Source organism: Candidatus Campylobacter infans (genome assembly GCF_013416015.1).
Lineage (GTDB): Bacteria > Campylobacterota > Campylobacteria > Campylobacterales > Campylobacteraceae > Campylobacter > Campylobacter infans.
The window spans coordinates 1-24,645 of record NZ_CP049075.1; the positions used below are offsets into that span (position 1 = coordinate 1).

At 36.9% G+C, this 24,645-nt stretch carries 15 protein-coding genes, 1 tRNA gene, 2 rRNA genes and 1 pseudogene; 15 read left to right on the plus strand and 4 right to left on the minus strand.

Annotated features, from left to right (window positions below):
- Positions 1-27: 27 nt before the first annotated feature.
- The 4 genes from dnaA to CINF_RS00020 all read left to right on the plus strand — a co-directional run bounded on the left by dnaA (position 28) and on the right by CINF_RS00020 (position 6,267).
- Positions 28-1,335, plus strand: coding sequence for a chromosomal replication initiator protein DnaA (gene dnaA, locus CINF_RS00005; RefSeq protein WP_240156129.1), 1,308 nt, complete (start codon positions 28-30; stop codon positions 1,333-1,335).
- A gap of 151 nt (positions 1,336-1,486) precedes the next feature.
- Complete coding sequence (gene dnaN / locus CINF_RS00010; RefSeq protein ID WP_179975280.1) at positions 1,487-2,563, plus strand: DNA polymerase III subunit beta; 1,077 nt, start codon at positions 1,487-1,489, stop codon at positions 2,561-2,563.
- Between the two features lie 8 nt (positions 2,564-2,571).
- Positions 2,572-4,881, plus strand: a complete 2,310-nt coding sequence (gyrB, locus tag CINF_RS00015; protein WP_179975281.1) for a DNA topoisomerase (ATP-hydrolyzing) subunit B — start codon at positions 2,572-2,574, stop codon at positions 4,879-4,881.
- Between the two features lie 21 nt (positions 4,882-4,902).
- Positions 4,903-6,267 (plus strand): nicotinate phosphoribosyltransferase, encoded by a 1,365-nt coding sequence (locus CINF_RS00020; RefSeq protein WP_179975282.1) that lies wholly within the window; start codon positions 4,903-4,905, stop codon positions 6,265-6,267.
- A gap of 220 nt (positions 6,268-6,487) precedes the next feature.
- On the opposite strand, the gene typA is transcribed toward CINF_RS00020, so the two are convergent.
- Positions 6,488-8,302, minus strand: coding sequence for a translational GTPase TypA (gene typA, locus CINF_RS00025; protein WP_179975283.1), 1,815 nt, complete (start codon positions 8,300-8,302; stop codon positions 6,488-6,490).
- 105 nt (positions 8,303-8,407) lie between these two features.
- On the opposite strand from typA, the gene fliK reads away from it, so the two are divergent.
- The 3 genes from fliK (at position 8,408) to CINF_RS08900 (ending at position 10,933) form a co-directional block, all read left to right on the plus strand.
- A complete protein-coding gene (fliK, locus tag CINF_RS00030; protein WP_179975284.1) occupies positions 8,408-10,114 on the plus strand; it encodes a flagellar hook-length control protein FliK in 1,707 nt (568 codons plus the stop codon).
- Positions 10,115-10,262: 148 nt separating this feature from the next.
- Positions 10,263-10,628, plus strand: coding sequence for a hypothetical protein (locus tag CINF_RS00035; protein ID WP_179975285.1), 366 nt, complete (start codon positions 10,263-10,265; stop codon positions 10,626-10,628).
- A gap of 71 nt (positions 10,629-10,699) precedes the next feature.
- The gene (locus CINF_RS08900; protein WP_240156130.1) at positions 10,700-10,933 is read left to right on the plus strand and encodes a hypothetical protein; all 234 of its coding nucleotides are present in this window, start codon (positions 10,700-10,702) and stop codon (positions 10,931-10,933) included.
- A 246-nt stretch (positions 10,934-11,179) separates the two neighbouring features.
- Here CINF_RS08900 and fliI read toward each other — a convergent pair whose 3' ends face one another.
- Entirely contained in the window at positions 11,180-12,478 is a 1,299-nt protein-coding gene (gene fliI / locus CINF_RS00045) for a flagellar protein export ATPase FliI (RefSeq protein WP_179975286.1), read from the minus strand.
- A gap of 42 nt (positions 12,479-12,520) precedes the next feature.
- On the minus strand, positions 12,521-13,108 hold the full coding sequence (gene folE, locus CINF_RS00050; RefSeq protein ID WP_179975287.1) for a GTP cyclohydrolase I FolE: 588 nt from the start codon (positions 13,106-13,108) through the stop codon (positions 12,521-12,523).
- A 99-nt stretch (positions 13,109-13,207) separates the two neighbouring features.
- Between folE and tig the strand changes: the two are divergent.
- The 5 genes and pseudogenes from tig to CINF_RS00075 form a co-directional block, all read left to right on the plus strand.
- A pseudogene (gene tig, locus CINF_RS00055) lies at positions 13,208-14,524 on the plus strand (trigger factor); the annotation flags it as partial.
- 175 nt (positions 14,525-14,699) lie between these two features.
- Entirely contained in the window at positions 14,700-15,293 is a 594-nt protein-coding gene (gene clpP, locus CINF_RS00060; RefSeq protein WP_178695903.1) for an ATP-dependent Clp endopeptidase proteolytic subunit ClpP, read from the plus strand.
- 97 nt (positions 15,294-15,390) lie between these two features.
- Complete coding sequence (locus CINF_RS00065; protein WP_179975289.1) at positions 15,391-16,467, plus strand: GGDEF domain-containing protein; 1,077 nt, start codon at positions 15,391-15,393, stop codon at positions 16,465-16,467.
- 2 nt (positions 16,468-16,469) lie between these two features.
- Complete coding sequence (gene def / locus CINF_RS00070; RefSeq protein ID WP_178695512.1) at positions 16,470-17,030, plus strand: peptide deformylase; 561 nt, start codon at positions 16,470-16,472, stop codon at positions 17,028-17,030.
- Positions 17,031-17,109: 79 nt separating this feature from the next.
- Positions 17,110-18,633 carry a YifB family Mg chelatase-like AAA ATPase gene (locus CINF_RS00075; protein WP_178695492.1) on the plus strand — a complete coding sequence of 508 codons (1,524 nt, stop codon included), beginning with the start codon at positions 17,110-17,112 and terminating at the stop codon, positions 18,631-18,633.
- Between the two features lie 42 nt (positions 18,634-18,675).
- Here CINF_RS00075 and CINF_RS00080 read toward each other — a convergent pair whose 3' ends face one another.
- Positions 18,676-19,152 (minus strand): cysteine permease, encoded by a 477-nt coding sequence (locus CINF_RS00080; protein ID WP_179975290.1) that lies wholly within the window; start codon positions 19,150-19,152, stop codon positions 18,676-18,678.
- A gap of 335 nt (positions 19,153-19,487) precedes the next feature.
- Between CINF_RS00080 and CINF_RS00085 the strand changes: the two genes are divergently transcribed.
- The 3 genes from CINF_RS00085 to CINF_RS00095 all read left to right on the plus strand — a co-directional run bounded on the left by CINF_RS00085 (position 19,488) and on the right by CINF_RS00095 (position 24,577).
- Positions 19,488-20,999, plus strand: a 16S ribosomal RNA gene (locus CINF_RS00085).
- Between the two features lie 104 nt (positions 21,000-21,103).
- Positions 21,104-21,180, plus strand: a tRNA-Ile gene (locus CINF_RS00090).
- Positions 21,181-21,522: 342 nt separating this feature from the next.
- A 23S ribosomal RNA gene (locus tag CINF_RS00095) occupies positions 21,523-24,577 on the plus strand.
- The 16S and 23S rRNA genes sit together here with 1 tRNA gene alongside, the layout of an rRNA operon.
- Positions 24,578-24,645: the final 68 nt, after the last annotated feature.

A 24,645-nucleotide genomic window follows, 5' to 3' on the forward strand; every position in this document is an offset into this window, starting at 1 on the left:
ATGCGTGAATTTTCAAAAAGGTTTAGAGTGTTAGAAAGCGCAGCAAATACCATACTTTCAAAACTAAAAAACAATAACCCATACATAGCACAAATAAGTTTTGATGTAAAGCTTTCAAATGATGAAAATATAATATTTATCGCGCCTAATGAAATACTTGCTAAGTTTATAAGCACAAAATACGGCAATGATTTTAGCACTGAGTTTGAAAAAATTTTAAATAAACGCCCTATAATTAAAATTTTAAGCAACAAACCTAACCAAAAAACCAGCAAAAAACCAAGCATTGATATTGAAAATATAAAAAAACAAAGTTTAGTTTTAGATGAGTTTTTAACCTTTGATAATTTCATCGTAGGCGATAGCAATCATTACGCTTATGAAGTGGCATTAAATGTGGCAAAAAATCCGGGCAAAAGTTATAACCCGCTTTTTATTTACGGCTCTACTGGGCTTGGCAAAACACATTTACTTCAATCAATCGGGCATTATTGCTTACAACGCGGTCTTAATGTAACCTACATAACAAGTGAGCAATTTTATAATGATTTTATAGCAAATGTAGCTAGCCAAACTATGTTAAAATTTAAAGACAAATACCGAAATACTAATGTTTTATTAATAGATGATGTTCAATTTTTGGCTACAAAATCAAATAAAGTCCAAGAAGAGTTTTTTCACACCTTTAATGAATTGCGTGAAAAAAAAGCACAAATAGCGCTTACTTGCGATAAACATCCAAAATATTTAAAAGGTTTTGAAGAGCGTTTAATTTCTCGTTTTGAAAGTGGCTTAGTAGCTGATATAACGCCACCTGAGCTAGATACAAAAATACGCATCATAAAAGCAAAATGTAAATTTGATAAAATTATTTTAAAAGATGATGTAATAAATTATATGGCTACAAATATGGGCGATGATATTAGAGAGATTGAGGGGACGATTTTGGAATTTGGCGCATATAGTAGGATAATGAATGAAGAAATCACGCTAGATTTTGCCAAAAATCGCATAAAAGATAAAATCAAAATACAAAAAAACAGCACAAATTTAGAAGAAATAATAAACCTAGTAGCCAAAGAATTAAACATAAAAATAAGTGAAATAAAAAGCAAAAATAAAACTAAAAAAATCGTAGAAGCGCGCAGGATTTGCATATATTTAGCCAAAAACCTAACACCAAATTCCATGCCCGCATTAGCCACGCATTTTGGCCTAAAAGATCATAGCGCCGTAAGTCATAACATAAAAAAAATAAATGAGCTAATAGACACAAATGAAGTTTTCAAAATAAGATTAGAAGAGATAAAAAATAAAATTTTAGAGCAAAAATAGTGAAATTATGTGAATAAAATTTTAAAAATTTTAACGGCCAAAATATTAATATTTAATAATTTTAAGCCATTTTTCAAAATTTCACACAGCTTAATAATATAAAATTTATAAAACTAAAATAAGCAAAAATAAAAAAAACCAAGGAGCTTTTATGAAAGTAACCATTAAAAAACAAACACTAGAAAACTTAGTTTCTAGCCTAAATCCATATGTGGATAGAAGAGATTTAAGCTCTATAATCTCACATATTTATTTAAAAGCTAGTAATGGAGTTTTAGAGCTTAAAGCAACAGACCAAGAAATAGGCTTAGAGTTTTTTCTAACTAACGATATAGATATAAAAGAAGAAGGCGAAGCCACAGCAAATGGTAAAAGCTTACAAGATATAATTAAAGGTTTAAAAAATGGCGAAATCACGCTTGAAACAAATAAAGACACTCTTATAGTAAAGCAAAACCGCTCTCGCTTTAAAATAGTAATGCAAAAAACTAGCGATTTTCCAAATTTCCCAAGCATTGAAAATAAAGCAAAATTTGAAATAAACGCTAATTTACTAAGCTTAGGACTTAAAAAAGTAGCAACTTGTATAGAAGAAAAAAATCCTAGAACAGAATTTACAGGCGCATTAATAGATATTAAAAAAGAAAATATATCCTTAGTAGGCTCAGATGGCAAAAAATTAAGCGTGTTTAACCTAAATATTCAAAATGAAAAAGAATTTAAAATTATCTTACCAAAACGCGCAATAATCGAAGTTCAAAAGCTTTTTACTAATAATATAGATATTTTTTATGATGATACTATGCTAATAGCAAAAGGTGAAAATTTCTTATTTTATACTAAATTAATTAATGGGCGTTATGCTGATTATGAAAAGGTAATAAATATAGATTTTAAAAATAGCGTTATTTTAAATAGAGAAAAAATAATAGAAGGAATTCGTACAGTTAATATAATAAGCGAAGATATTAAAATTACATTAAATAAAAATAGCATTGATTTTGAAGCACTTAGTTTAGTAGGCGATGAAGCAAAAACTCAAATAGATGTGGATTTAAATATAGAAAATTCTTATGAATTAAGATTAAAATATAAAAATATTTTAGATTTTCTAAGCACCACAAATAATGAAAATTTTGAATTAAAATATAACGAAGTAGCTATGCCAATAATGCTTCTTTGTGATGATTTAAAAACAGTAATTACACAAATAAATATGGTTAGATAAGGTTTAAAATGGAAAATTATGGCGCAGGAAATATAAAAGTATTAAAAGGCTTAGAAGCAGTAAGAAAACGCCCAGGAATGTATATAGGCGATACAAATCTAGGCGGACTTCATCATATGATTTATGAAGTAGTAGATAATAGTATTGATGAATCAATGGCAGGGTATTGTGATACTATAAATATAACTCTTACAAATAAAGGCTCAGCTATTATAAGCGATAATGGGCGGGGAATTCCAGTTGATATTCATCCTACCGAAAAAATAAGTGCTGCAACTGTTGTATTAACTGTGCTTCACGCAGGCGGTAAATTTGATAAAGACACTTATAAAGTAAGCGGTGGATTGCACGGAGTTGGCGTTTCAGTAGTAAATGCTTTATCAAAAAAATTAATTTTAGATATTCATAGAGATGGTAAAATTTGGCACGAAGATTTTGCTAAGGGAATTCCACAAAATGAATTAAGCCCTGTTGGCACTACCAAAAAAACAGGCACGATAGTAGAGTTTTACCCAGATGATGAAATTTTTGAAGTAACTGATTTTAACCGCGAAATATTATGCGCTCGTTTTGCAGAACTTGCTTATTTAAACTCAAAAATTACTATAAATTTTAATGATGAACGCGATGGATTTAAGCAGAGCTTTCATTTTGATGGCGGACTTAAAAGCTTTATAAGCGATATGAGCAAAAGTGCGCCAATTAGCAAGGCTGTTAGTTTTGAAGGTGGCGAAGATGATGTGATAGTTGATTTTGCCTTGCTTTATAATGAAAGTTATAGCGAGAATTTATTAAGTTTTGTAAATAATATTAAAACCCCAGATGGTGGCACGCATGAAGCTGGTTTTCGCGCTGGTCTTACAAGAGCTATAACAAACTACATCACAGCAAATGCCGCCGCACGCGAAAAAGATATTAAAATCACAGGCGATGATGTGCGAGAAGGGCTTGTGGCTGTAATTAGCGTTAAAGTCCCTGAGCCACAATTTGAAGGACAAACAAAAGGCAAACTTGGATCAAGCTATGTAAAACCTATAACTCAAAAAATGGTTTATGAAACCTTAGTTAAATATTTTGAAGAAAATCCAAATGAAGCCAAAGCAATAATGGCAAAGGCTCTTTTAGCTGCTCGCGGTCGAGAAGCAGCCAAAAGAGCAAGAGATTTAACGCGCAAAAAAGACAATGTAAATAATATAGGCACCTTACCAGGCAAGCTTGCTGATTGCCAAAGTAAAGAACCTAGCGAATGTGAAATTTATTTAGTTGAGGGCGATTCTGCTGGTGGCTCAGCAAAACAAGGCCGCGATAGAGCTTTTCAAGCGATTTTACCACTTAGAGGTAAAATTTTAAATGTAGAAAAATCGCGCTTAGATAAAATTTTACAAAGCGAAGAAATTAAAAATATGATAACTGCTTTTGGCTGTGGAGTAGGAAATGAATTTGATGAAAATCGCCTAAGATACCATAAAATCATCATTATGACAGATGCCGATGTCGATGGTAGCCACATACAAACCTTGCTTTTAACATTTTTCTTTCGTTTTTTAACGCCTATAATTGAGCGCGGTTATGTGTATTTAGCACAACCACCTTTATATTTATACAAAAAAGGCAAAAAGAAAATTTACCTAAAAGATGAGCGCGCATTAAATGAGTTTTTGATTGAAACTGGCATTGAAAGCAAGGAATTTGAAGGCGTGGGCAATAATGATTTGGTGGAATTTTTAAAAATCGTAGCTCAATACAGAAATATGCTAAACGAGCTTAAAAAAAGATTTAACATAATCTCAGCCCTGCGTTATTTAATAGAAAATCCTAGTTTAATTTCTTTGCCATTTGCCCAGCTTAGTGAAATTTTAAAGAAAAACATCGAAGAATCTGGCTTTAACATACTTAATTCTTATGTAAGCGATGAAGAAATTCGCATTTACGCTCAAACGCAAAACGGCCTTGAAGAATTAGTAGTTAGTCAAAATTTATTTACAAATGTGCTTTTTGAAGAAGCTTCACGCATTTATGAAAAAATGAAAGAAATAGGCATAGATTTAGGCGCTGATCCTGTTTTAATCCTTAATGAGATTGAAGAAACTGCTAAAAAAGGCGCAGATATTCAACGCTACAAAGGTTTAGGCGAAATGAACCCAGAGCAGCTATGGGAAACTACTATGAACCCTGAAAATCGCCGTTTGCTAAAAATAGATGTAGGCGATATGCAAAAAGCTAGCGAAGTTTTTGAATTATTTATGGGCGATGAGGTTGAACCTAGGCGTGAATACATTCAAGCTCACGCCAAAGATGTTAAGCACCTTGATGTTTAATGAAATTTAAAGGGCTAAATTTTGAATCCTATATTAAATACAGATAGTTATAAATTATCGCATTATTTACAATATCCAAAAGATATAAAATTTGTAAATTCTTACATAGAAAGTCGTGGCGGACGATGGAATCGCTTGATATTTTATGGCTTGCAAGCCTTTTTAATAAAATATTTAAGCCAAAAAATCACAGCTGAAAATATAAGCGAGGCTTGCGAGTTTTCTAAGGCTCATGGTATGCCATTTAATAAACAAGGCTGGGAGTATATATTAAAAGAGCATGGCGGGGCTTTGCCAGTTAGCATTGAATCTTTAAAAGAAGGCGCAATAATAGGCACTGAAAATGTGCTTTTACAAGTTCAAAACACAGATGAAAAGGTGCCGTGGATAGTAGGCTGGATAGAAACGGCGCTTTTGCGCTCTATTTGGTATCCTGTGGCAGTTGCTACTCAAAGCTATTTTTGTAAGCAAACGATTTTGCGTTTTTTAGATGAAACGGGCGATGAGGCAGATGTGCAATTTGCCTTGCATGATTTTGGTGCGCGCGGTGCTTCTAGTTTTGAAAGTGCTAGCATTGGCGGGAGCGCGCATTTATTAAATTTTGGTGGTTCTGATACTATCGCGGGCGCGCTTTTTGCTATGAAGTATTATGGAGGGCAAATGCCAGCCATTAGCATACCAGCTAGCGAGCATAGCACAATGACAGCCTGGGGTAAAGATGGCGAAATTGATGCTTTTAAAAATATGTGTGAGCGTTTTGGTGATGGAGTTTTTGCTTGCGTTATTGATAGCTATGATGCGCTAAATGCTATTGATTTATGGGCTAAAAATTTTGATGAGATTAAAAAGCGTGGTGGGCGCGTGGTGCTTCGCCCTGATAGTGGCAATCCAGTAATGATGGCTAGCGCGTGCTTAGAGCGCATTATGAGCCACACAGGTTATAGCATAAATGATAAAGGCTATAAACTTTTACCACCTTTTGTGCGTTTGATTTATGGCGATGGCATTACGCCCGAAAGCCTTAATGATATATTAAATGAGCTAAAAATGCGCCACATTAGTGCTTCAAATATTAATTTTGGTATGGGTGGCGCGCTTTTACAGCATTTAAACCGCGATACCTTGCGTTTTGCCATGAAAGCAAGCGCGATTAGTAAAGATGGCATAAATTGGCAAGATGTTTTCAAAGCTCCAAATACCGATATGACTAAACGCTCAAAAGCTGGCGTTTTGGCCTTGATTAAAAAAGATGGCGTTTATCATACCATAAGAGCCGATGAATTAAAAAATCAAAAAAATGAGCTAGAACCTGTCTTTAAAAATGGTGAAATTTTGCGTAAAAGCAGTTTTGATGAAATAAAAGCAAGAATCATAGAGCATAGTTAAGCTTACCCAAAACTGGGGTTAGAAATTTGGGGTTATAAATTTTATAATAGCCCCTTAAATTTATCATTTAATTTGCCTAAATTATTCTAAAATATTTAAAATTTTAAACCAAAATTTTAATTTGTTTAATATTTAATAGAGTAAATTTTAAAATTTGCGTGATTTTTAGATTAAGCCAAATTTTAAAATTTTAATTTAGATTTTTAGAAATTGGCCAATTTTAAGTGTAAGCGTTTGCTTTTGCCATTCTTTTTCTTATGTTTGGATCTAAATATTTTTTTCTTATACGGATATTTTTAGGCGTAACTTCTACTAATTCATCATCTTCTATCCATTCAAGCGCGCGCTCAAGCGTATTTTTGCGCGGTGGAACTAGCTTGATGGCATCATCGCTGCCACTGGCGCGGACATTTGTTAGGTTTTTGCCTTTTATGGGATTTACTTCAAGGTCATTTGGACGGCTATGCTCGCCTATTATCATACCTATATAAACCTTATCTTGTGGCTCATTAAATAGCACGCCGCGCTCTTGTAAATTCCATAACGAATAAGCAAGTGCTACGCCATTTTCCATACTCACTAGCGCGCCGTTACTGCGATGAATGGCTGCCCCACTAAGCGGACGAAATTCCAAAAAGCTATGATTCATCACGCCCTCGCCCCTAGTATCTGTTAAAAACTGCGAGCGAAAGCCAATTAACCCGCGCGCTGGGATTTCAAACTCTATGCGCGTTTGCCCATCGCCTGTTGGGTTCATCGCTGTCATTTCAGCCTTTCTTTTGCCTAGTTTTTCTATTACAGCGCCAGTGCAATCATCTGGGGCATCAATTACTAAAAGCTCATAAGGTTCGCATTTTACGCCATCAATTTCACGCACGATAACCTCAGGCCTGCCAAGACAAAACTCAAAACCTTCTCTACGCATATTTTCAGCCAAAATTGTAATTTGCAACTCTCCGCGCCCGCTTACTTTAAACTTGCCTTCGCCGATATTTTCGTATTTCATCGCGATATTTGTTTTCATTTCTGCTTCTAAGCGTTCTGCGATTTTATTGCTTGTTACAAACTTGCCCTCGCTCCCAGCTAGTGGGCCATCATTTACGCTAAAAACCACGCTAAGGGTTGGCTCTTCAATATGTAGCGGGTCAAGTGGCATAGGATTAGCTGGATCAACCACGCTATCGCCTACATCTAAGCTTTCAAAGCCAGCAATTGCTACAATATCGCCTGCGCTTGCTTGGGTGATTTCTGTGCGCTCTAAGCCCATAAAGCCAATTAATTTGCTAATGCGACCTTGCGTTTTTGTCCCATCTGCTTTTGCTAGCATTACGCTTGCGTTTTTTGAGATTTTGCCATTAAAAATGCGTGCAATGCCGATTTTACCGACATAATTATCATAATCTAGTGTGAAAACTTGAACTTGTAAGGCGTTTTCTTCGTTGCCGCTTGGAGCTGGCACGCGCTCGATTATTGTTTCAAATAAAGGTATCATATTTTCATTTGCATCGTCTAAGTTTAATTTTGCATAGCCGTTTTTTGCTGCTGCATAAACCACGGCAAATTCCAACTGCTCGTCATTTGCCCCAAGAGCCACAAATAAATCAAAAATTTCATTTATCACGCGATCTGGATCAGCGGCTGGCTTGTCGATTTTATTAACCACCACAATCGGTTTTAACCCAAGATTTAACGCCTTTTTGACCACAAATTTTGTTTGTGGCATTACGCCTTCTTGCGCATCGACAAGCAAAAGCACGCCATCGACCATTTTAAGCACGCGCTCAACCTCTCCGCCAAAATCAGCGTGTCCGGGAGTATCGATGATATTGATTTTATAATCTTTATAAGTTATGGCGGTGTTTTTAGAAAGTATGGTAATGCCGCGTTCTTTTTCTATATCATTGCTATCCATTACGCGCTCGGCGATATTTGCTCTTTCATCAAAAGTGCCTGATTGCTTTAAAAGCTCATCGACCATAGTTGTTTTGCCGTGATCGACATGGGCGATAACTGCGATGTTTCGTATGTTTTGCATAGCTTTGCCTTGATTTTGCTTAAATTTAAAGTGGGCGATTATAGCGGATTTTATTTAATTTGGAATAAAATTTGCGTGTAAGCTAGAAAAGTTTAAGGATGAAAAATGCTAAATTTTAAGCCAACATCAAGCAAAAACGCTATTTCAAACGAGCAAACCACTCAAAAATTAAGCAACAAAACAAGCGGAGATTTTCTAGCTACTTTACTTGAAAATGTCCATAAAAACGATATTAAAAAAGCAAACAACAGCACTAATGAAAAAGCCCAAACCCAAACCACTAGCCCCACAAACTCTAATCAAACACAAACACAAAATCAAACACAAAGCCAAAATCAAGCCCAAAATCAAGCCCAAAATCAAGCCCAAAATCAAGCCAGTCCCGCAAACCCTAACCAAACCCAAGAAAGCACAAAAGATCAAAGCCAAGATCAAAATCCGCAAAATCCAACAAAGCTAAAAGATCTTTTAAATGAAAACCAAACCCAAACAAAAAATAACAATAATGAAATTTCAAAAAACGATGGCGAAAATAACACGCAAATTTTAAATAATTCGGCCCTTGCAACCTTAATAAATGACGATTTATCAGCAGTAACGGCTGGCGCGCTAATAACAAACCCATTGAGCGATGATAGCCAAAGCGCGCTAGAATCAGCAAAATTTATGAAAATTTTAGGCTTGCTAGATAAGCTAGCCACAGGCGATGATAAACTTAATAAAATTTTAAACACCGAAATAAATGTGGCACAAATAAAGAGCATCAAAAGTTTAGAAGATTTAATAAAAATCGCTGATAAATTTGGGCTAAATTTAAGCAAAATTAGCATAACAAATAGCGATATAAAAGCACTTCAAAGCGAGTTTAAAAATCTTAATTTAAAGGGCTTTTTTGATAATGTTTCTCTTAGTCTAAGCAAGGCAAACGAGCAAAAAAGCAAACAAAACTTAAATAATCCAAAATACAATCTTGCCAAGCTTTTAAACGGAGTAAATGAAGCTAAAAATGTCTTAAAAACAGAGCCAAAAGAGCTTAAATTTAGCAAAAATTCCGCTTTAAATGAAAGCTTGATTTTAGCATTAAATGAGGACAAAAAAGTAGGCAATGATTTAAAAGCGCTTTTAAATGATACTCAAATAAAAACTGAGCCTAAAAGCACGCCTATTTGCCTAAAAAATAAATCAAATGATGCCACGATTGATAGCTATTTAGATGCGATTTCTAAAAAAGCAGCCCAAAATGCTAGCACGCCATTACAAGATCCTAGCACGCCTAGCAATTTTGAAAATTTCACAAATGACGCCCAAAGCACACAAAACGAGCAAAGCACGATAAAATCAAGCGAACAAAGCATCTTAAAAGATATTATGCTAAATGCTAAATTAAAAAATATAAGCAAAGAAACACAAATTTCAAGTGTGCGAAGTTTTGCTGCTGAGATGGCACAAAAAATAAACGATTATAAACCGCCGATTACGCGCATTGCGATGGTGCTAAATCCAGCTGAGCTTGGCGAGGTAAGCGTAACGATGATAAGTCGCGCAAATAATCTACACATCAACATCACAAGCAACGCCCAAACAATGCAGCTTTTCGTGGCTAATCAAGCTGAGTTTAAAAATAGCCTTGTAAATATGGGATATAGTGATGTGCAAATGAACTTTTCAGACGCAAAACAAGGCGGTGGCAATGGCTCACAAAATCGCGCCAAAAGCGCAAAGCGCGCCTATGAAAATGACGATATACAAATAAATGAAATAAACGAAAATGGCGAAAAAACACTTGAAGTGATTTTGCCAAAATATATTTAATTTAAAATTTTAATATTTTATTTTTTAAGATTTTAAAATTTTCGCGGTAAAAGATTTTAAAATTTGAGGGATAAAAAATTTTAAATTTTGCTTGTTAAAATTTTAAAATATGTTTTTTAAAATTTTAAAATTTTCGAGCATTTGTAGTTTGAAATTTAAAGGGGAAAGAAAATGCGGGCTTGCTTTGTTTTCTAGCGTTGCGCTATCATCTCGCGCAAGCTTACGCTATAACGCCAAAAAAGAAAAATATAGATTAAGTGAAATTTTATATATAAATAGATATTATTTCATAAAATGGTTTAAAGGAGATTTTATGAAAAAAATTATTTTTTCTATTGCAATTTTATGTGGATTAGTCTCTAGTGCATCTGCTGCTAGTTGGTATTACGATGCAGATGGATGCACTAAAATATACGCATATGGTTATGATGCGAGCGGATGTTTTGATAAAGCAAGAGATATAAAAAAAGAAGCTGGACGCAAATTTCTTTGTAGATATGGATATTGTTTTTAGGCAACATTATGATAAGGATAAATGGATACTCTCACCCTTGTATGCCTAAAGAATATCATCAAATGTATGATTTGTTGAGGTTACAAGAAATACAAGATGAAAAAGACAAAAAAGAAGAAGCTAAAAACGAAATAAAAGTTGAATTTAGTGTAGAAGAAGTTAGTATTAAAACAAATACAAAGAAGTTACAAGAAAAACAAGATGAAAAAGACAAAAAAGAAGAAACTAAAAACGAAATAAAAGTTGAATTTAGTGCAGAAGAAATTAGTATTAAAACAAATACAAAAATGGATATTATGGCGTAGTAAAACCCTAAAAATTAATTTTTAGGGTTCTCGTTCTTTTTCTCTTTGGATCTTAGTGGAGTTTGGATTAAACTTACTTTGTGTTTTTAGTCTTTCAACTTCTTTTAGCTGAGCTTCTCTATGTTTTTCATCATCGCTAATAGACTTTTCCTGTGTCTCTACACTTTTAGCTTTTTCTTTTGCTATAATATTTTTTAGCTTTATAATTGCGCGGTGCGTTAAAATTTTAAATTATTTATTTGCGCGTTAAATTTCACTTAAAATTTGCTCTGTTTTGCTAAGCTCAACGCCTTCATTTGGGTCTTGGCGGATAAAATCATCCATAAAATCTTTTTTTGCCATCGCCATATCAAGCTCTTTGTCTGAACCTTTTTGATAAGCCCCGATGCGAATTAGCATCTCGTTTTCTTTTAAAAGTGAATATAGTTTTTTAAATTTTCTAGCGTTTAAAAGGTGTTCTTGGCTTATTACATCGCTCATTACGCGACTTGCGGAGTTTAAGATATTTATGGGCGGATAAATGCCAAAGTCAGTTAGATTTCTATCAAGCACTATGTGGCCATCTAAAATCGAGCGACTTTGATCAGCTATTGGATCGCTCATATCATCGCCTTCGACAAGCACGGTAAAAAACGCCGTTATCGAGCCTTTGCCATCTTCTTTGCCTGCGCGCTCCATAAGTTGGGGCAAAAGCGTAAGCACGCTTGGGGGATAGCCTTTTGAGGTTGGTGGTTCGCCAAGAGCTAGGCCTATTTCACGCTGAGCCATAGCAAAACGCGTAACGCTATCCATAATAAAAAGCACATCTTTGCCTTGATTTTTAAAATACTCCGCCACACTCATAGCGCAAAATGCACCATATTTACGCATTAGCGGGCTATCATCGCTAGTTGCTACTATCATAACAGTATCATTTAAATCTCCGCCTAAGTTTTTTTGAATAAACTCAGGCACCTCGCGCCCACGCTCACCTATAAGCGCTACTACTTTTATAGGCGCGCTTGAATGCTTAACGATCATTCCCATAAGCGTGCTTTTACCCACGCCAGAGCCAGCAAAAATCCCTAATTTCTGCCCTTTACCACAAGTTAGCAAGCCATCAATCGCTTTAATGCCAACGCTAAAAGGCTCATTTATTAGCCCGCGTTTTAGCGCATCAATAGGCGCGCGCATTATAGGCACAAAAGATGTCGCATTTATGGGGCCTTTTTCATCTTTTGGATTCATAAATGGATCAACCACGCGCCCTAGCAAGCCATCGCCCACTGGGATATTCATGCCTTGATTATTAGCATAAATTCTATCGCCAATTTTAAATCCTTCTACAAAGCCAAAAGGGCAAACGCTAGCACCGCCTTGATAAATTTGTGTAACCATACCTAGCTCTTTTTTGCTCTCGCCTATTATATTTACAATATCACCAATGCTTACTTTAAGCCCTGTGGCATCAATTGTGTTTGCGCTGATTTTTGAGATAAGGCCAAAAGCACCACTTAGCTTAAAATCATTTTTTAAAAGCTTGTCTTTTAATTTATCAAGGCTCACGATTTTTCCATTAAAATTTATTAAAATTTGCTAGTTTTGCGACTAAAAACTATTTACTTTTGAGGCGTTTATTAAATCAAAAAATTCTTTTCTTGTTTCATGTTTTTTTAGAAAAATTCCGCGTAATGCCGATGTGGTTGTTATTGAATTGATTTTTCCAACGCCGCGCATCTCCATACACATATGTCTTGCTTCAAGCACTACGCCCACGCCTTGCGGATTTATGCATTCTTCAATGGCTTGTGCGATTTGTTCGGTTAATTGCTCTTGGATTTGTAATCTGCGCGCGAAAATATCAACCATTCGTGGAATTTTACTAAGTCCTACAACCTTGCCATTTGGGATATAAGCTACATGCGCGCGACCAATTATAGGCAATAAATGATGCTCACAAAGGCTATAAAATTCAATATTTTTAATTAGCACCATTTCGTTATTTGTGCTTTCAAAAAGTGCGTCATTTAGCACATTTTTTGGGTCTTCATAATAGCCTGAGGTTATAAAATCAAGCGATTTTGCTACGCGTTTTGGCGTGTGGAGCAAGCCATTGCGCGCAGGATTTTCGCCTAAGAGATTTAAAATTTCTCTTATACATTCTTCAAGTTTTATTTGTTTGTCTGTATTTAACATTTTATTATCCTAAAAAAAGTAGCGAAATTTAGCTGATTTATGTTTAAATAAAGCAAAAATTAGCTATATTTGCTCGATTTTTTTTCTCAAAGGATAAGCATGGATATTAAAACCAGCAAAATTGACAACGCAAACGCAAACGCAAGCGTAACAATCAGTCAAAAAGAACTAAATGATAAAAAATTAGCTCTTGCCAAAGAAGCGGCTAAAAACGCAAAAATAGATGGTTTTCGCAAAGGTAAAGTAAAACCTGAGGTAATGTTACAAAGATATGGCAAAGGCTTAGATCAAGATGCTAAAAACCGCTTATTAGCTGATTCAATCGGTTTAGCACTAAAAGAATTAAAAAAAGAAGTAAATGAACTAATTGGCGAGCCTGTGGTTAAAGATTTAGATGAAAAAGACGGGCTAATAAAAGCAAATATTATCATATCATTTCGCCCAAATTTTGATATAAGCGGTTATGAAGAGCTTTTACCAGAGTTTAAAGCACCAGAAGTAAGCGATAAAGAAATAGAAGATAAAATTAATGAAATTTTAACTAATTTTGCTCCGCTTGAAAAATCTAAAAAAGCTAAACTTGAAAAAGGCGATTTTGCAAAATTTGATTTTGAGGGCTTTTTAGATGGCAAGCCTTTTGAGGGTGGCAAGGCTGAAAATTATGTATTACAAATCGGCTCAGGGCAGTTTATACCGGGATTTGAAGATGCTATGATTGGTATGAAAGCTGGTGAAAATAAAGATATAAATGTAGAATTTCCAAAAGATTACGGCGCCAAACATTTAGCAAGCAAGGCGGCTGTGTTTAAAATAAAATTGCATGAAATTCAGCAAAAAGGCGAGGCCAAATTAGACGAAAAAACGCTAAAAGCGATCTTACCTCGCGAAGAAAACCCAAGCAAAGAAATTTTACAAAAACAAATGAAAGCACAGATAAAAGCACAAAAATTTACAAAATTATTAAATGAAGAATTGAAAGTAAAATTTGCTGATAATGCTGTGGAGAAATTTAATTTTGATGTGCCTCAAAATATTTTAGACCAAGAAATAAATATGCGCATTCGCAACGCCTGGGGGGCATTTAGCGATGATGAGCGCAAGAGTTTAAGCCAAGATGTTAAAGCTTATGAGGCAAAAAAAGAAGAATTTAAAGCAGGCGCACTTCGCAGTGTAAAGCTTACTTTTATCATCGATGAATTAGCCAAGCTTAGAAAAATCAGCGTTAGCGAGCAAGAGCTACTTCAAACAATTTATATAGAAGCATATAGAAACGGATTAGATCCTAAAAAGCATTTAGAATATTACAAAAATACCGGTATGCTCCCAGCTGTAAAAATGGCGATAGTAGAAGAAAAACTTTTTGTTGATTTATTTAAATTGCCTAGCGATGAAGAATCAAACAATCAAAGCCAAAAAGTAAGCGCGAAAAAAGAAGAAAGCGTAGCAAAAACCACCAAAAAAGCAAGCCCAAAAAAAGATGAAAGCGCAGCAAAAACCACTAAAAAAGTAAGTGCGAAAAAAGAAGAAGGCGATGAAAAAGTAGCCAAAAAACCAAGCACAAAAACAACAAAAAGCAAAAAGATTAAAGATGATGAATAATCAATATATCCCATATGTCGTAGAGCGCACTAGTAAAGGTGAGCGAAGCTATGATATTTATTCGCGTCTTTTAAAAGATCGCATAATTATGCTAAGTGGCGCAATAGACGATGGCGTTTCATCGGCCATCGTGGCGCAAATGCTGTTTTTAGAAGCAGAAGACCCAGATAAAGATATTTATTTATACATAAATAGCCCAGGCGGCGTGATAACAAGCGCATTTAGCATTTATGATACTATGAATTACATAAAGCCAAATGTTTGTACGATTTGCATAGGCCAAGCAGCAAGTGCTGGTGCGTTTTTGCTAAGTTGTGGGGCTAAGGGCAAGCGGTATTCATTGCCAAATTCACGCATTATGATTCATCAGCCACTTGGTGGAGCGCAAGGACAAGCCACTGATATAGAAATTCAAGCCAAAGAAATTTTGCGCCTAAAAGAGCTATTAAATGATATTTTGGCTAAAAATACAGGCCAAAAATTAAGCAAAATAGCAAAAGATACAGAGCGCGATTTTTATATGAGTGCTGAGCAAGCCGCTGAATATGGCATTATAGATAATGTCCTTAGTAAATCTTTTAAATAATAAATTGGCGTTGATTTAGCCAAAACGCAAATTTTAAATCTAAATGTATAACTTACTTAAAATTTAACCTTAAATTTTAAGTAAAAAAAGGATCGATATGCCAGCGGTTAGCTTACAAAGTGATAGAAAGCCAAATTTTAATAAAAACGCCAAAGAAATTACAATCACCAAAAACACAGAAGAAAAATCAGTAAAAGAGCAGGTAAAAAAACCAGCATCGCAAATAGATGCTTCTTTATTAAATTCCATCGCAAGATTTGCTACAAATGTGCTTGATCATATGTTAAATGATAAAGTAGTCGCCACACCTGAAAATTATGAAATTTATTTTGCTAAGCTTTTAGAGGGCGAAGATAGCGAGCTAAAAGGCTATATAGCCAGTATGGAAAGTAGCGAGAGAATTAGCACTCAAACCCGCGTTCAAATGGAAACTGACATAAGGCATGGTTTTCTTCAAATTAAAAATATTTTACAAATCATCACTGTGATTTATAAAAATTTGCTAGTAATGGAGGGCATAGTTAAAAAGCGCTTAGATGAGAGCAAAAACGACACTAACGCTTTTGAAATCCAAAGTTGCATAAAGGCCTTTAATGATGATTTATTAAAGCTAAATGCCCTAATCGCTCGCCATGTAGAAGCCATAAAAACGAGCTATGATGAAATCGGCAGAGTATTTAAAAGCATTTCAAATCAAAGCGTTTATGATACGCAATATGCTGTATTTAATAAAAGATATTTTATAGCTATTATAAAAAACAACCTTGAATATGTTAAAAAATACGGCTATAACGAAACCTTAATGCTAACCCAAGTGGATCCAAAAGTGCTTGCAAGTATTGATTCTATAAACGATAAACGCGGGATTTTACGCAATATCGCTCAAACTTTATTTAATATTTCGCGCCGCTCAGATATTGTGGCTCATTATGAAAATGGCTGTTTTGGCGTTTTGATGCAACACACCGATATAGAAGGTGGCAAGATGGCTTGTGAGAGAATACAACGCTTGCTAGGACAGGCTAAATTTTTTATTAGCGAATCAGAGATTAAATTACAAATACAAATCGTCATAGCTCCGCTAAAAGCAGATTTGAGTGCTGAGGAACTAATATCAAGCGCGCTTGATGGTTTAGAAAAATCAAGTGGCAAAGATTATTTTATAGTGGATTAAAAATGGTATTAAAAGTAATCACTTACCCAAATAAAAATTTATTTATGAAAAGTAAGCCAGTAGAAAATTTTGATGAAAATTTGCATAAATTTTTAGATGATTTATATGATACTATGCGAGCTTATGATGGCATAGGGATTTCGGCCATACAAGTAGATAAGCCAATTCGTGCGATGCTGGTTTTAATACCGCGCCAAAGCCAAGAATTAGATGAAAATGGCGAGTTTATTGCTGAGCAATTTAAAGAAGATTTGCTTGAAATTATAAATCCACAATTTATTGAGCTTGAAGGCGAGCAAATATGTAAAGAAGGTTGTTTGAGCGTGCCTGATTTTTACGAAGATGTTAAAAGGGCTAAAAGTATTAAATTAAAATTTTTTGATAGATTTGGTAAAGAGCAAATTTTAAGTGCTGATGGATTAAAAGCTGTTTGCATTCAGCACGAATACGATCATTTAGAAGGTCATTTATTTATAGAAAAAATCGGCTACACAAAACGCAAAAAGTTCGACAAAGACTATAAAGCAAAAATCAAAGAATTAAAAGCAAAAAGTGAAAATTAGGGCTTTGAATGAAGCAAAAGCAAATTTTAAAATTTACGCAAATTTTAATATATTTAAAATTTAAACAAAGCACAAATAAATGAAATCGTTAAAATCGGCTTGTCTTGGCGATAGTTTGCATATAATAAATATCGAGGTTTCGCTTAGCCCGGCCTTGCCAGCTATTGAAATTGTAGGGCTTGCTGGCACCACGATAAAAGAAAGCACCACGCGAGTAAAAGCCGCTCTTAATAATTTGCAAAAATCTTGCGAACACGCCAAACTCCCAGCTATGCGCGTTAGTGTAAATCTTAGCCCAAGCGATGTGAAAAAAAATGGCTCGCATTTTGATTTGGCAATAGCCTTGTTAATTATGCTACAAAAAATTCGCTTTGATAATGATTTTTTCGTTTTTGGAGAGTTGGGGCTTGATGGCAATGTGCGCTCTAATGCTGAGCTGTTTTCAATTTTATTATTTTTAAGCACAAAAGCAAAAAATATCCGCGTTTTAGTCCCACAAGACATAGCTTTAAAAGCTGCGATGATACCAAATTTAGAAGTTTTTAGCATTTGTAATCTTGAAGAAGCTTTTAGGTTTTTTTGCGATAGCGATTTTGCTAAGACTTGTGCTGTAACTGCTACGCATCCATTATTTGAGCATACTTTAAATATCGCAGGACAAGTTTTTGTCCCTAATACAAATTATGAGCTAAATTTTAGTGATATTAAAGGCCAAGATAGAGCCAAGCGTGCTTGTATTATATCAGCTGCTGGGATGCATAATATTTTATTTGAAGGCAGCCCAGGATGTGGCAAATCAATGAGCGCGAAGCGTTTGCGCTATATTTTGCCACCACAAAGTTTAGATGAGGTTTTATTAGCTAGTGCTTATGCTAGTTTAAATAGCCAAGATAGCGATTTTAGCGCGCTTAGACCTTATCGCGCTCCACATCATACTAGCACGCGTTCGAGCATTTTTGGTGGCGGTTCGCAAATGGCAAAAATCGGCGAGGTTGCGCTTGCAAATGGTGGTGTGCTATTTTTTGATGAATTACCGCATTTTGGTAAGCAAATCCTTGAAAGTATGCGCGAACCGCTTGAAGATAATTGCATAAACATTTCGCGCGTTAATTCAAAAGTGCGCTATGAAACAAAATTTTTATTTGTGAGCGCGATGAATCCTTGCGCTTGTGGCAATGCCTTTTCTCAAAGCTTAAATTGTCGTTGTAATGAGCGCGATATCGCTCGTTATAAAAGTGCTATTTCTGCTCCGTTAATTGATCGTATTGATTTATATGTGGCTATGAGCGAAATAAGCGCAAATGACGCTAGTAGCCTAACAAGCCAGCAAATGCACAAACAAGTAATGCAAGCTTTTAATGCTCAAATTTTACGCAAGCAAAAGCAACTAAATGGCAAGCTAGATGAGCGCGATATAGCACGCTTTTGCCAAATCGATAACGCAAGCGAGCAGGTGCTAAATAAAGCCATTAGCAATTATCATTTAACCCAGCGCGGTATAAACAAAACCTTAAAAGTAGCGCGCACTATCGCAGATTTAAGCTCTTGCGAGCAAATACAAAAAGAACATATTATCGAGGCTTTAAGTTTTCGTATGCGTTAATATTACGTAAATTTTAATTATAAATTTTAAAATTTATTTAGTTTAATAATAGCCCAAACACAATGTCGGCGTTAATTTTATGCATTTTTCAAGCGGTGCAGGCGAGAAAAATTTGCATTTTTCGATGTAAATTTTAGCATCGTTTTCCAAGCCCAAAGAGTTTAGAAAATGGCGTAAATCTACGAATTTAAAAGGGCCGATTTTATGAATTTTTAATAATTCATTTAAGCGCGAGCAGTTTGAGCGCGTAAGGTGCGAGCTAGCAAGCCCGCTAAATGCGCAAAATGCGCTACTTAGCACTAATCCGCTAAGATTGGAGCATTCTTGGATTTGCTCTTGGTATTTTGGCGGGATTGATGATTTTAGCAAAAATACAGCCCTTGCGCCACTAAAATGCGCGCTAATCGTCTTTTGCCAAAATTTATACGCCGTAGGTGCGATTTTGCAATGTTTGCTAAGTTCGTAATTTAGCACGAAATTATCAAGCATTTGATTTGATTCTAATGAAATTTGTGGCATTTTTTGCCTTTGAAATTTTATATATTGCTTGCTAAATTAGTAATTGTATTAAAATTTTTAGAAATTTTAATAGATTTTAGAAATTTTAAAAAAGTTTTTTCTATTTAAGCAACATTTAAGCCTAGCGCTTGTATAATTTCGCTCTTGCTTAACGGAGCAAGGTGCTTGAAACACTGATTATATCGTGCTTTGAGCGTGTTTTTTTAATTTTAAATTGTTTTTTTACAACAAAGTCAATCTTTGAAATCTAAACAAGTGATCTAATTGAGCCAGTCATTTTATATGACTAAAATTATTTTACATTTCTAAATTAGTTTTTAGATTAAACTTTCATTTTTATGGAGAGTTTGATCCTGGCTCAGAGTGAACGCTGGCGGCGTGCCTAATACATGCAAGTCGAACGGACAAGTAAGAGCTTGCTCTTATGAGTTAGTGGCGCACGGGTGAGTAAGGTATAGTTAATCTGCCCTACACAAGAGGACAACAGTTAGAAATGACTGCTAATACTCTATACTCCGCTTTAACACAAGTTAGAGCGGGAAAGTTTTTCGGTGTAGGATGAGACTATATAGTATCAGCTAGTTGGTGAGGTAATGGCTCACCAAGGCTATGACGCTTAACTGGTCTGAGAGGATGATCAGTCACACTGGAACTGAGACACGGTCCAGACTCCTACGGGAGGCAGCAGTAGGGAATATTGCTCAATGGGCGAAAGCCTGAAGCAGCAACGCCGCGTGGAGGATGACACTTTTCGGAGCGTAAACTCCTTTTCTTTGGGAAGAATTTTGACGGTACCAAAGGAATAAGCACCGGCTAACTCCGTGCCAGCAGCCGCGGTAATACGGAGGGTGCAAGCGTTACTCGGAATCACTGGGCGTAAAGGACGCGTAGGCGGATTATCAAGTCTTTTGTGAAATCTAATGGCTTAACCATTAAACTGCTTGGGAAACTGATAATCTAGAGTGAGGGAGAGGTAGATGGGAATTCTTGGTGTAGGGGTAAAATCCGTAGAGATCAAGAAGAATACCCATTGCGAAGGCGATCTGCTAGAACTCAACTGACGCTAATGCGTGAAAGCGTGGGGAGCAAACAGGATTAGATACCCTGGTAGTCCACGCCCTAAACGATGCATACTCGTTGTTGCTCTACTAGTTAGGGCAGTAATTCAGCTAACGCATTAAGTATGCCGCCTGGGGAGTACGGTCGCAAGATTAAAACTCAAAGGAATAGACGGGGACCCGCACAAGCGGTGGAGCATGTGGTTTAATTCGAAGATACGCGAAGAACCTTACCTGGGCTTGATATCCTAAGAACCTCTTAGAGATAAGAGGGTGCTAGCTTGCTAGAACTTAGAGACAGGTGCTGCACGGCTGTCGTCAGCTCGTGTCGTGAGATGTTCGGTTAAGTCCGGCAACGAGCGCAACCCACGTATTTAGTTGCTAGCAGTTCGGCTGAGCACTCTAAATATACTGCCTTCGTAAGGAGGAGGAAGGTGTGGACGACGTCAAGTCATCATGGCCCTTATGCCCAGGGCGACACACGTGCTACAATGGCATATACAATGAGACGCAATACCGCGAGGTGGAGCAAATCTATAAAATATGTCCCAGTTCGGATTGTTCTCTGCAACTCGAGAGCATGAAGCCGGAATCGCTAGTAATCGTAGATCAGCCATGCTACGGTGAATACGTTCCCGGGTCTTGTACTCACCGCCCGTCACACCATGGGAGTTGATTTCACTCGAAGCCCAAATACCAAACTGGTTATGGTCCACAGTGGAATCAGCGACTGGGGTGAAGTCGTAACAAGGTAACCGTAGGAGAACCTGCGGTTGGATCACCTCCTTTCTAGAGTACATTTGAATATTCTCTCACAAGATATTCATTAAGCTTGATTAGAGCTTGTTTAGGTTTGAGAGATTGACAACTTTCGCATTTTGATTGTATTATTAGGGCCTATAGCTCAGCTGGTTAGAGTGCACCCCTGATAAGGGTGAGGTCACAAGTTCAAGTCTTGTTAGGCCCACCATAAAGTCTAATCAAAAAACTTACCCAAATTTTAAATCAAAGTTTTTTGATTAGACTTTCTAGTCTAAGCGTTATTTAAATTATCATTGTTAAAAGAAATCAAGTTTAATACAATTTTACAGGACTTGTTAAAGCTTTAAGCATTAAACTCTTGCAATTTAAGTTTAACTATCCAAACTTATTATTTTTATAATAAGCCAGTTAATGCTTTCCGTCTTGGGGTTTAAAGTTTAAATATTATAAAAGTTTAAAAATTTTCTAATTTATTTAAAAATTTTAAATCATCTTTTATCTTTAACAAGGAAGTGATGCATTAGAATACACAATTTTGTAATTCAAATAAAGGTAAGCTACTAAGAGCAAATGGTGGATGCCTTGCCTAGTAGAGGCGATGAAGGACGTGCCAGGCTGCGATAAGTCTCGGGGAGCTGTCAAGGAGCTTTGATCCGGGAATTTCCGAATGGGGCAACCCAAATGATAGTAATATCATTTACCCAATGTGGAGCGAACTAGGGGAACTGAAACATCTAAGTACCCTAAGGAAAAGAAATCAATAGAGATTACGCTAGTAGCGGCGAGCGAACGCGTAAGAGGGCAAACCACTAGCTTGCTAGTGGGGTTGTAGGACTGCAATATAGACTAAACTTAGCTAATAGAATAGGCTGGAAAGCCTGAGCATAGAGGGTGATACTCCCGTATATGAAAGCTTCGTTTTACTTAGCAGGATCCTGAGTAGGACGGGACACGTGAAATCCTGTTTGAAGCTGGGTAGACCACTATCCAACCCTAAATACTACTACTAGAGCGATAGCGAACAAGTACCGTGAGGGAAAGGTGAAAAGAACGGCGGTGAGCCGAGTGAAATAGAACCTGAAACCATTTGCTTACAATCATTCAGAGCACTATGATTTATCAGTGTGATGGACTGCCTTTTGCATAATGAGCCTGCGAGTTGTGGTATCTGGCAAGGTTAAGCAAACCCGGAGCCGTAGCGAAAGCGAGTCTTAATAGGGCGTTAAGTCAGATGCTGCAGACCCGAAACGATGTGATCTATCCATAGAGCAGGTTGAAACCGGTGTAAGAGCCGGTGGAGGACCGAACAGACGGCTGTTGAAAAAGCTCCTGATGACTTGTGGATAGGGGTGAAAGGCCAATCAAACATCGTGATAGCTGGTTCTCTCCGAAATATATTGAGGTATAGCGTTGTGTCGTAATACTAAGGGGTAGAGCACTGAATGGGCTAGGGCATACACCAATGTACCAAACCCTATCAAACTCCGAATACTTAGTATGTAATCACAGCAGTCAGGCGGCGAGTGATAAAATCCGTCGTCAAGAGGGGAACAACCCAGACTAACAGCTAAGGTCCCAAAATCTCATTTAAGTGGAAAACGATGTGAAGTTACTGAAACAACCAGGAGGTTGGCTTAGAAGCAGCCATCCTTTAAAGAAAGCGTAATAGCTCACTGGTCTAGTGATTTTGCGCGGAAAATATAACGGGGCTAAAATGAGTACCGAAGCTTTAGGCTTGCATACAACTTAGATTATATAAATTAACTTTTATTTATGGTTAAATTTTAAAATTTATAAAGTTAGAAATTTGAAAATTTTAATAATAGTATTTTTTAAAAATATTTTAAAAAATATTCTTATTTTAAAATTTTGCTAAATAATCTAAGTTGTGTGCAAGCGGTAGGAGAGCGTTCTATTTAGCGTTGAAGATGTACCGGTAAGGAGCGTTGGAGCAAATAGAAGTGAGCATGCAGGCATGAGTAGCGATAAAAGGGGTGAGAATCCCCTTCGCCGTAAACCCAAGGTTTCCTACGCGATGCTCGTCATCGTAGGGTTAGTCGGGTCCTAAGCAAAGTCCGAAAGGGGTATGCGATGGAAAATCGGTTAATATTCCGATACCAATTATTGTGTGCGATGGAAGGACGCTTAAAGTTAGTGGAGCTAGCGGATGGAAGTGCTAGTCTAAGGAAGTAGGTTAAGTGGTAGGCAAATCCGCCATTTTTTATCCGAGATCTTAAAGGCTTATGACGCTCTTCGGAGTAGATTAAGAATCCATAATACTATCGAGCCAAGAAAAGTTTCTAAGTTTAGCAATAATTGCCCGTACCGTAAACCGACACAGGTGGGTGGGATGAGTATTCTAAGGCGCGTGGAAGAACTCTCTTTAAGGAACTCTGCAAAATAGCACCGTATCTTCGGTATAAGGTGTGCCTAACTTTGTTAGTGGATTTACTCCACAAAGCATTGAAGGTTACAACAAAGAGTCCCTCCCGACTGTTTACCATAAACACAGCACTCTGCTAACTCGTAAGAGGATGTATAGGGTGTGACGCCTGCCCGGTGCTCGAAGGTTAATTGATGATGTCAGCTCTGCGAAGCATTTGATCGAAGCCCGAGTAAACGGCGGCCGTAACTATAACGGTCCTAAGGTAGCGAAATTCCTTGTCGGTTAAATACCGACCTGCATGAATGGCGTAACGAGATGGGAGCTGTCTCAAAGAGGGATCCAGTGAAATTGTAGTGGAGGTGAAAATTCCTCCTACCCGCGGCAAGACGGAGAGACCCCGTGGACCTTTACTATAGCTTGACACTGCTACTTGGATAAGAATGTGCAGGATAGGTGGGAGGCTTTGAGGCTAGGACGCCAGTTCTAGTGGAGCCATTGTTGAGATACCACTCTTTCTTATTTGGGTAGCTAACTAGCTTGCGTTATCCGCAAGTAGGACAATGTCTGGTGGGTAGTTTGACTGGGGCGGTCGCCTCCCAAAATGTAACGGAGGCTTACAAAGGTTGGCTCATTGCGGTTGGAAATCGCAAGTTGTGTATAAAGGCATAAGCCAGCTTAACTGCGAGGCATACAGGCCAAGCAGGGACGAAAGTCGGTCTTAGTGATCCGGTGGTTCTGTGTGGAAGGGCCATCGCTCAAAGGATAAAAGGTACCCCGGGGATAACAGGCTGATCTCCCCCAAGAGCTCACATCGACGGGGAGGTTTGGCACCTCGATGTCGGCTCATCGCATCCTGGGGCTGGAGCAGGTCCCAAGGGTATGGCTGTTCGCCATTTAAAGCGGTACGCGAGCTGGGTTCAGAACGTCGTGAGACAGTTCGGTCCCTATCTGCCGTGGGCGTAAGAAGATTGAGGAGAGTTGACTCTAGTACGAGAGGACCGAGTTGAACGAACCACTGGTGTATCTGTTGTTCTGCCAAGAGCATCGCAGAGTAGCTAAGTTCGGATGTGATAAGAGCTGAAAGCATCTAAGCTCGAAGCCAACTCCAAGATGAATCTTCTTTTAAGAGCTCGGAAAGACTATCCGTTTGATAGGCTGGGTGTGTAAGTGGTGAAAGCCATTTAGCTGACCAGTACTAATAGCTCGTTTGCTTATCTTTATAAGCATCACTTCCTTGTTAAGGATAAAATCCTTAGAAGTGTTAATTGATTAAGCTTGTATCTTTTA

Bases quoted from the DNA above. Each gene is read 5' to 3' on its own strand.
- dnaN (WP_179975280.1), top strand. From the start codon at position 1,487: ATGAAAGTAACCATTAAAAAACAAACACTAGAAAACTTAGTTTCTAGC.
- gyrB (WP_179975281.1), top strand. From the start codon at position 2,572: ATGGAAAATTATGGCGCAGGAAATATAAAAGTATTAAAAGGCTTAGAA.
- typA (WP_179975283.1), bottom strand. From the start codon at position 8,302: ATGCAAAACATACGAAACATCGCAGTTATCGCCCATGTCGATCACGGC.
- fliK (WP_179975284.1), top strand. From the start codon at position 8,408: ATGCTAAATTTTAAGCCAACATCAAGCAAAAACGCTATTTCAAACGAG.
- folE (WP_179975287.1), bottom strand. From the start codon at position 13,108: ATGTTAAATACAGACAAACAAATAAAACTTGAAGAATGTATAAGAGAA.
- clpP (WP_178695903.1), top strand. From the start codon at position 14,700: ATGAATAATCAATATATCCCATATGTCGTAGAGCGCACTAGTAAAGGT.
- CINF_RS00065 (WP_179975289.1), top strand. From the start codon at position 15,391: ATGCCAGCGGTTAGCTTACAAAGTGATAGAAAGCCAAATTTTAATAAA.
- def (WP_178695512.1), top strand. From the start codon at position 16,470: ATGGTATTAAAAGTAATCACTTACCCAAATAAAAATTTATTTATGAAA.
- CINF_RS00075 (WP_178695492.1), top strand. From the start codon at position 17,110: ATGAAATCGTTAAAATCGGCTTGTCTTGGCGATAGTTTGCATATAATA.
- CINF_RS00080 (WP_179975290.1), bottom strand. From the start codon at position 19,152: ATGCCACAAATTTCATTAGAATCAAATCAAATGCTTGATAATTTCGTG.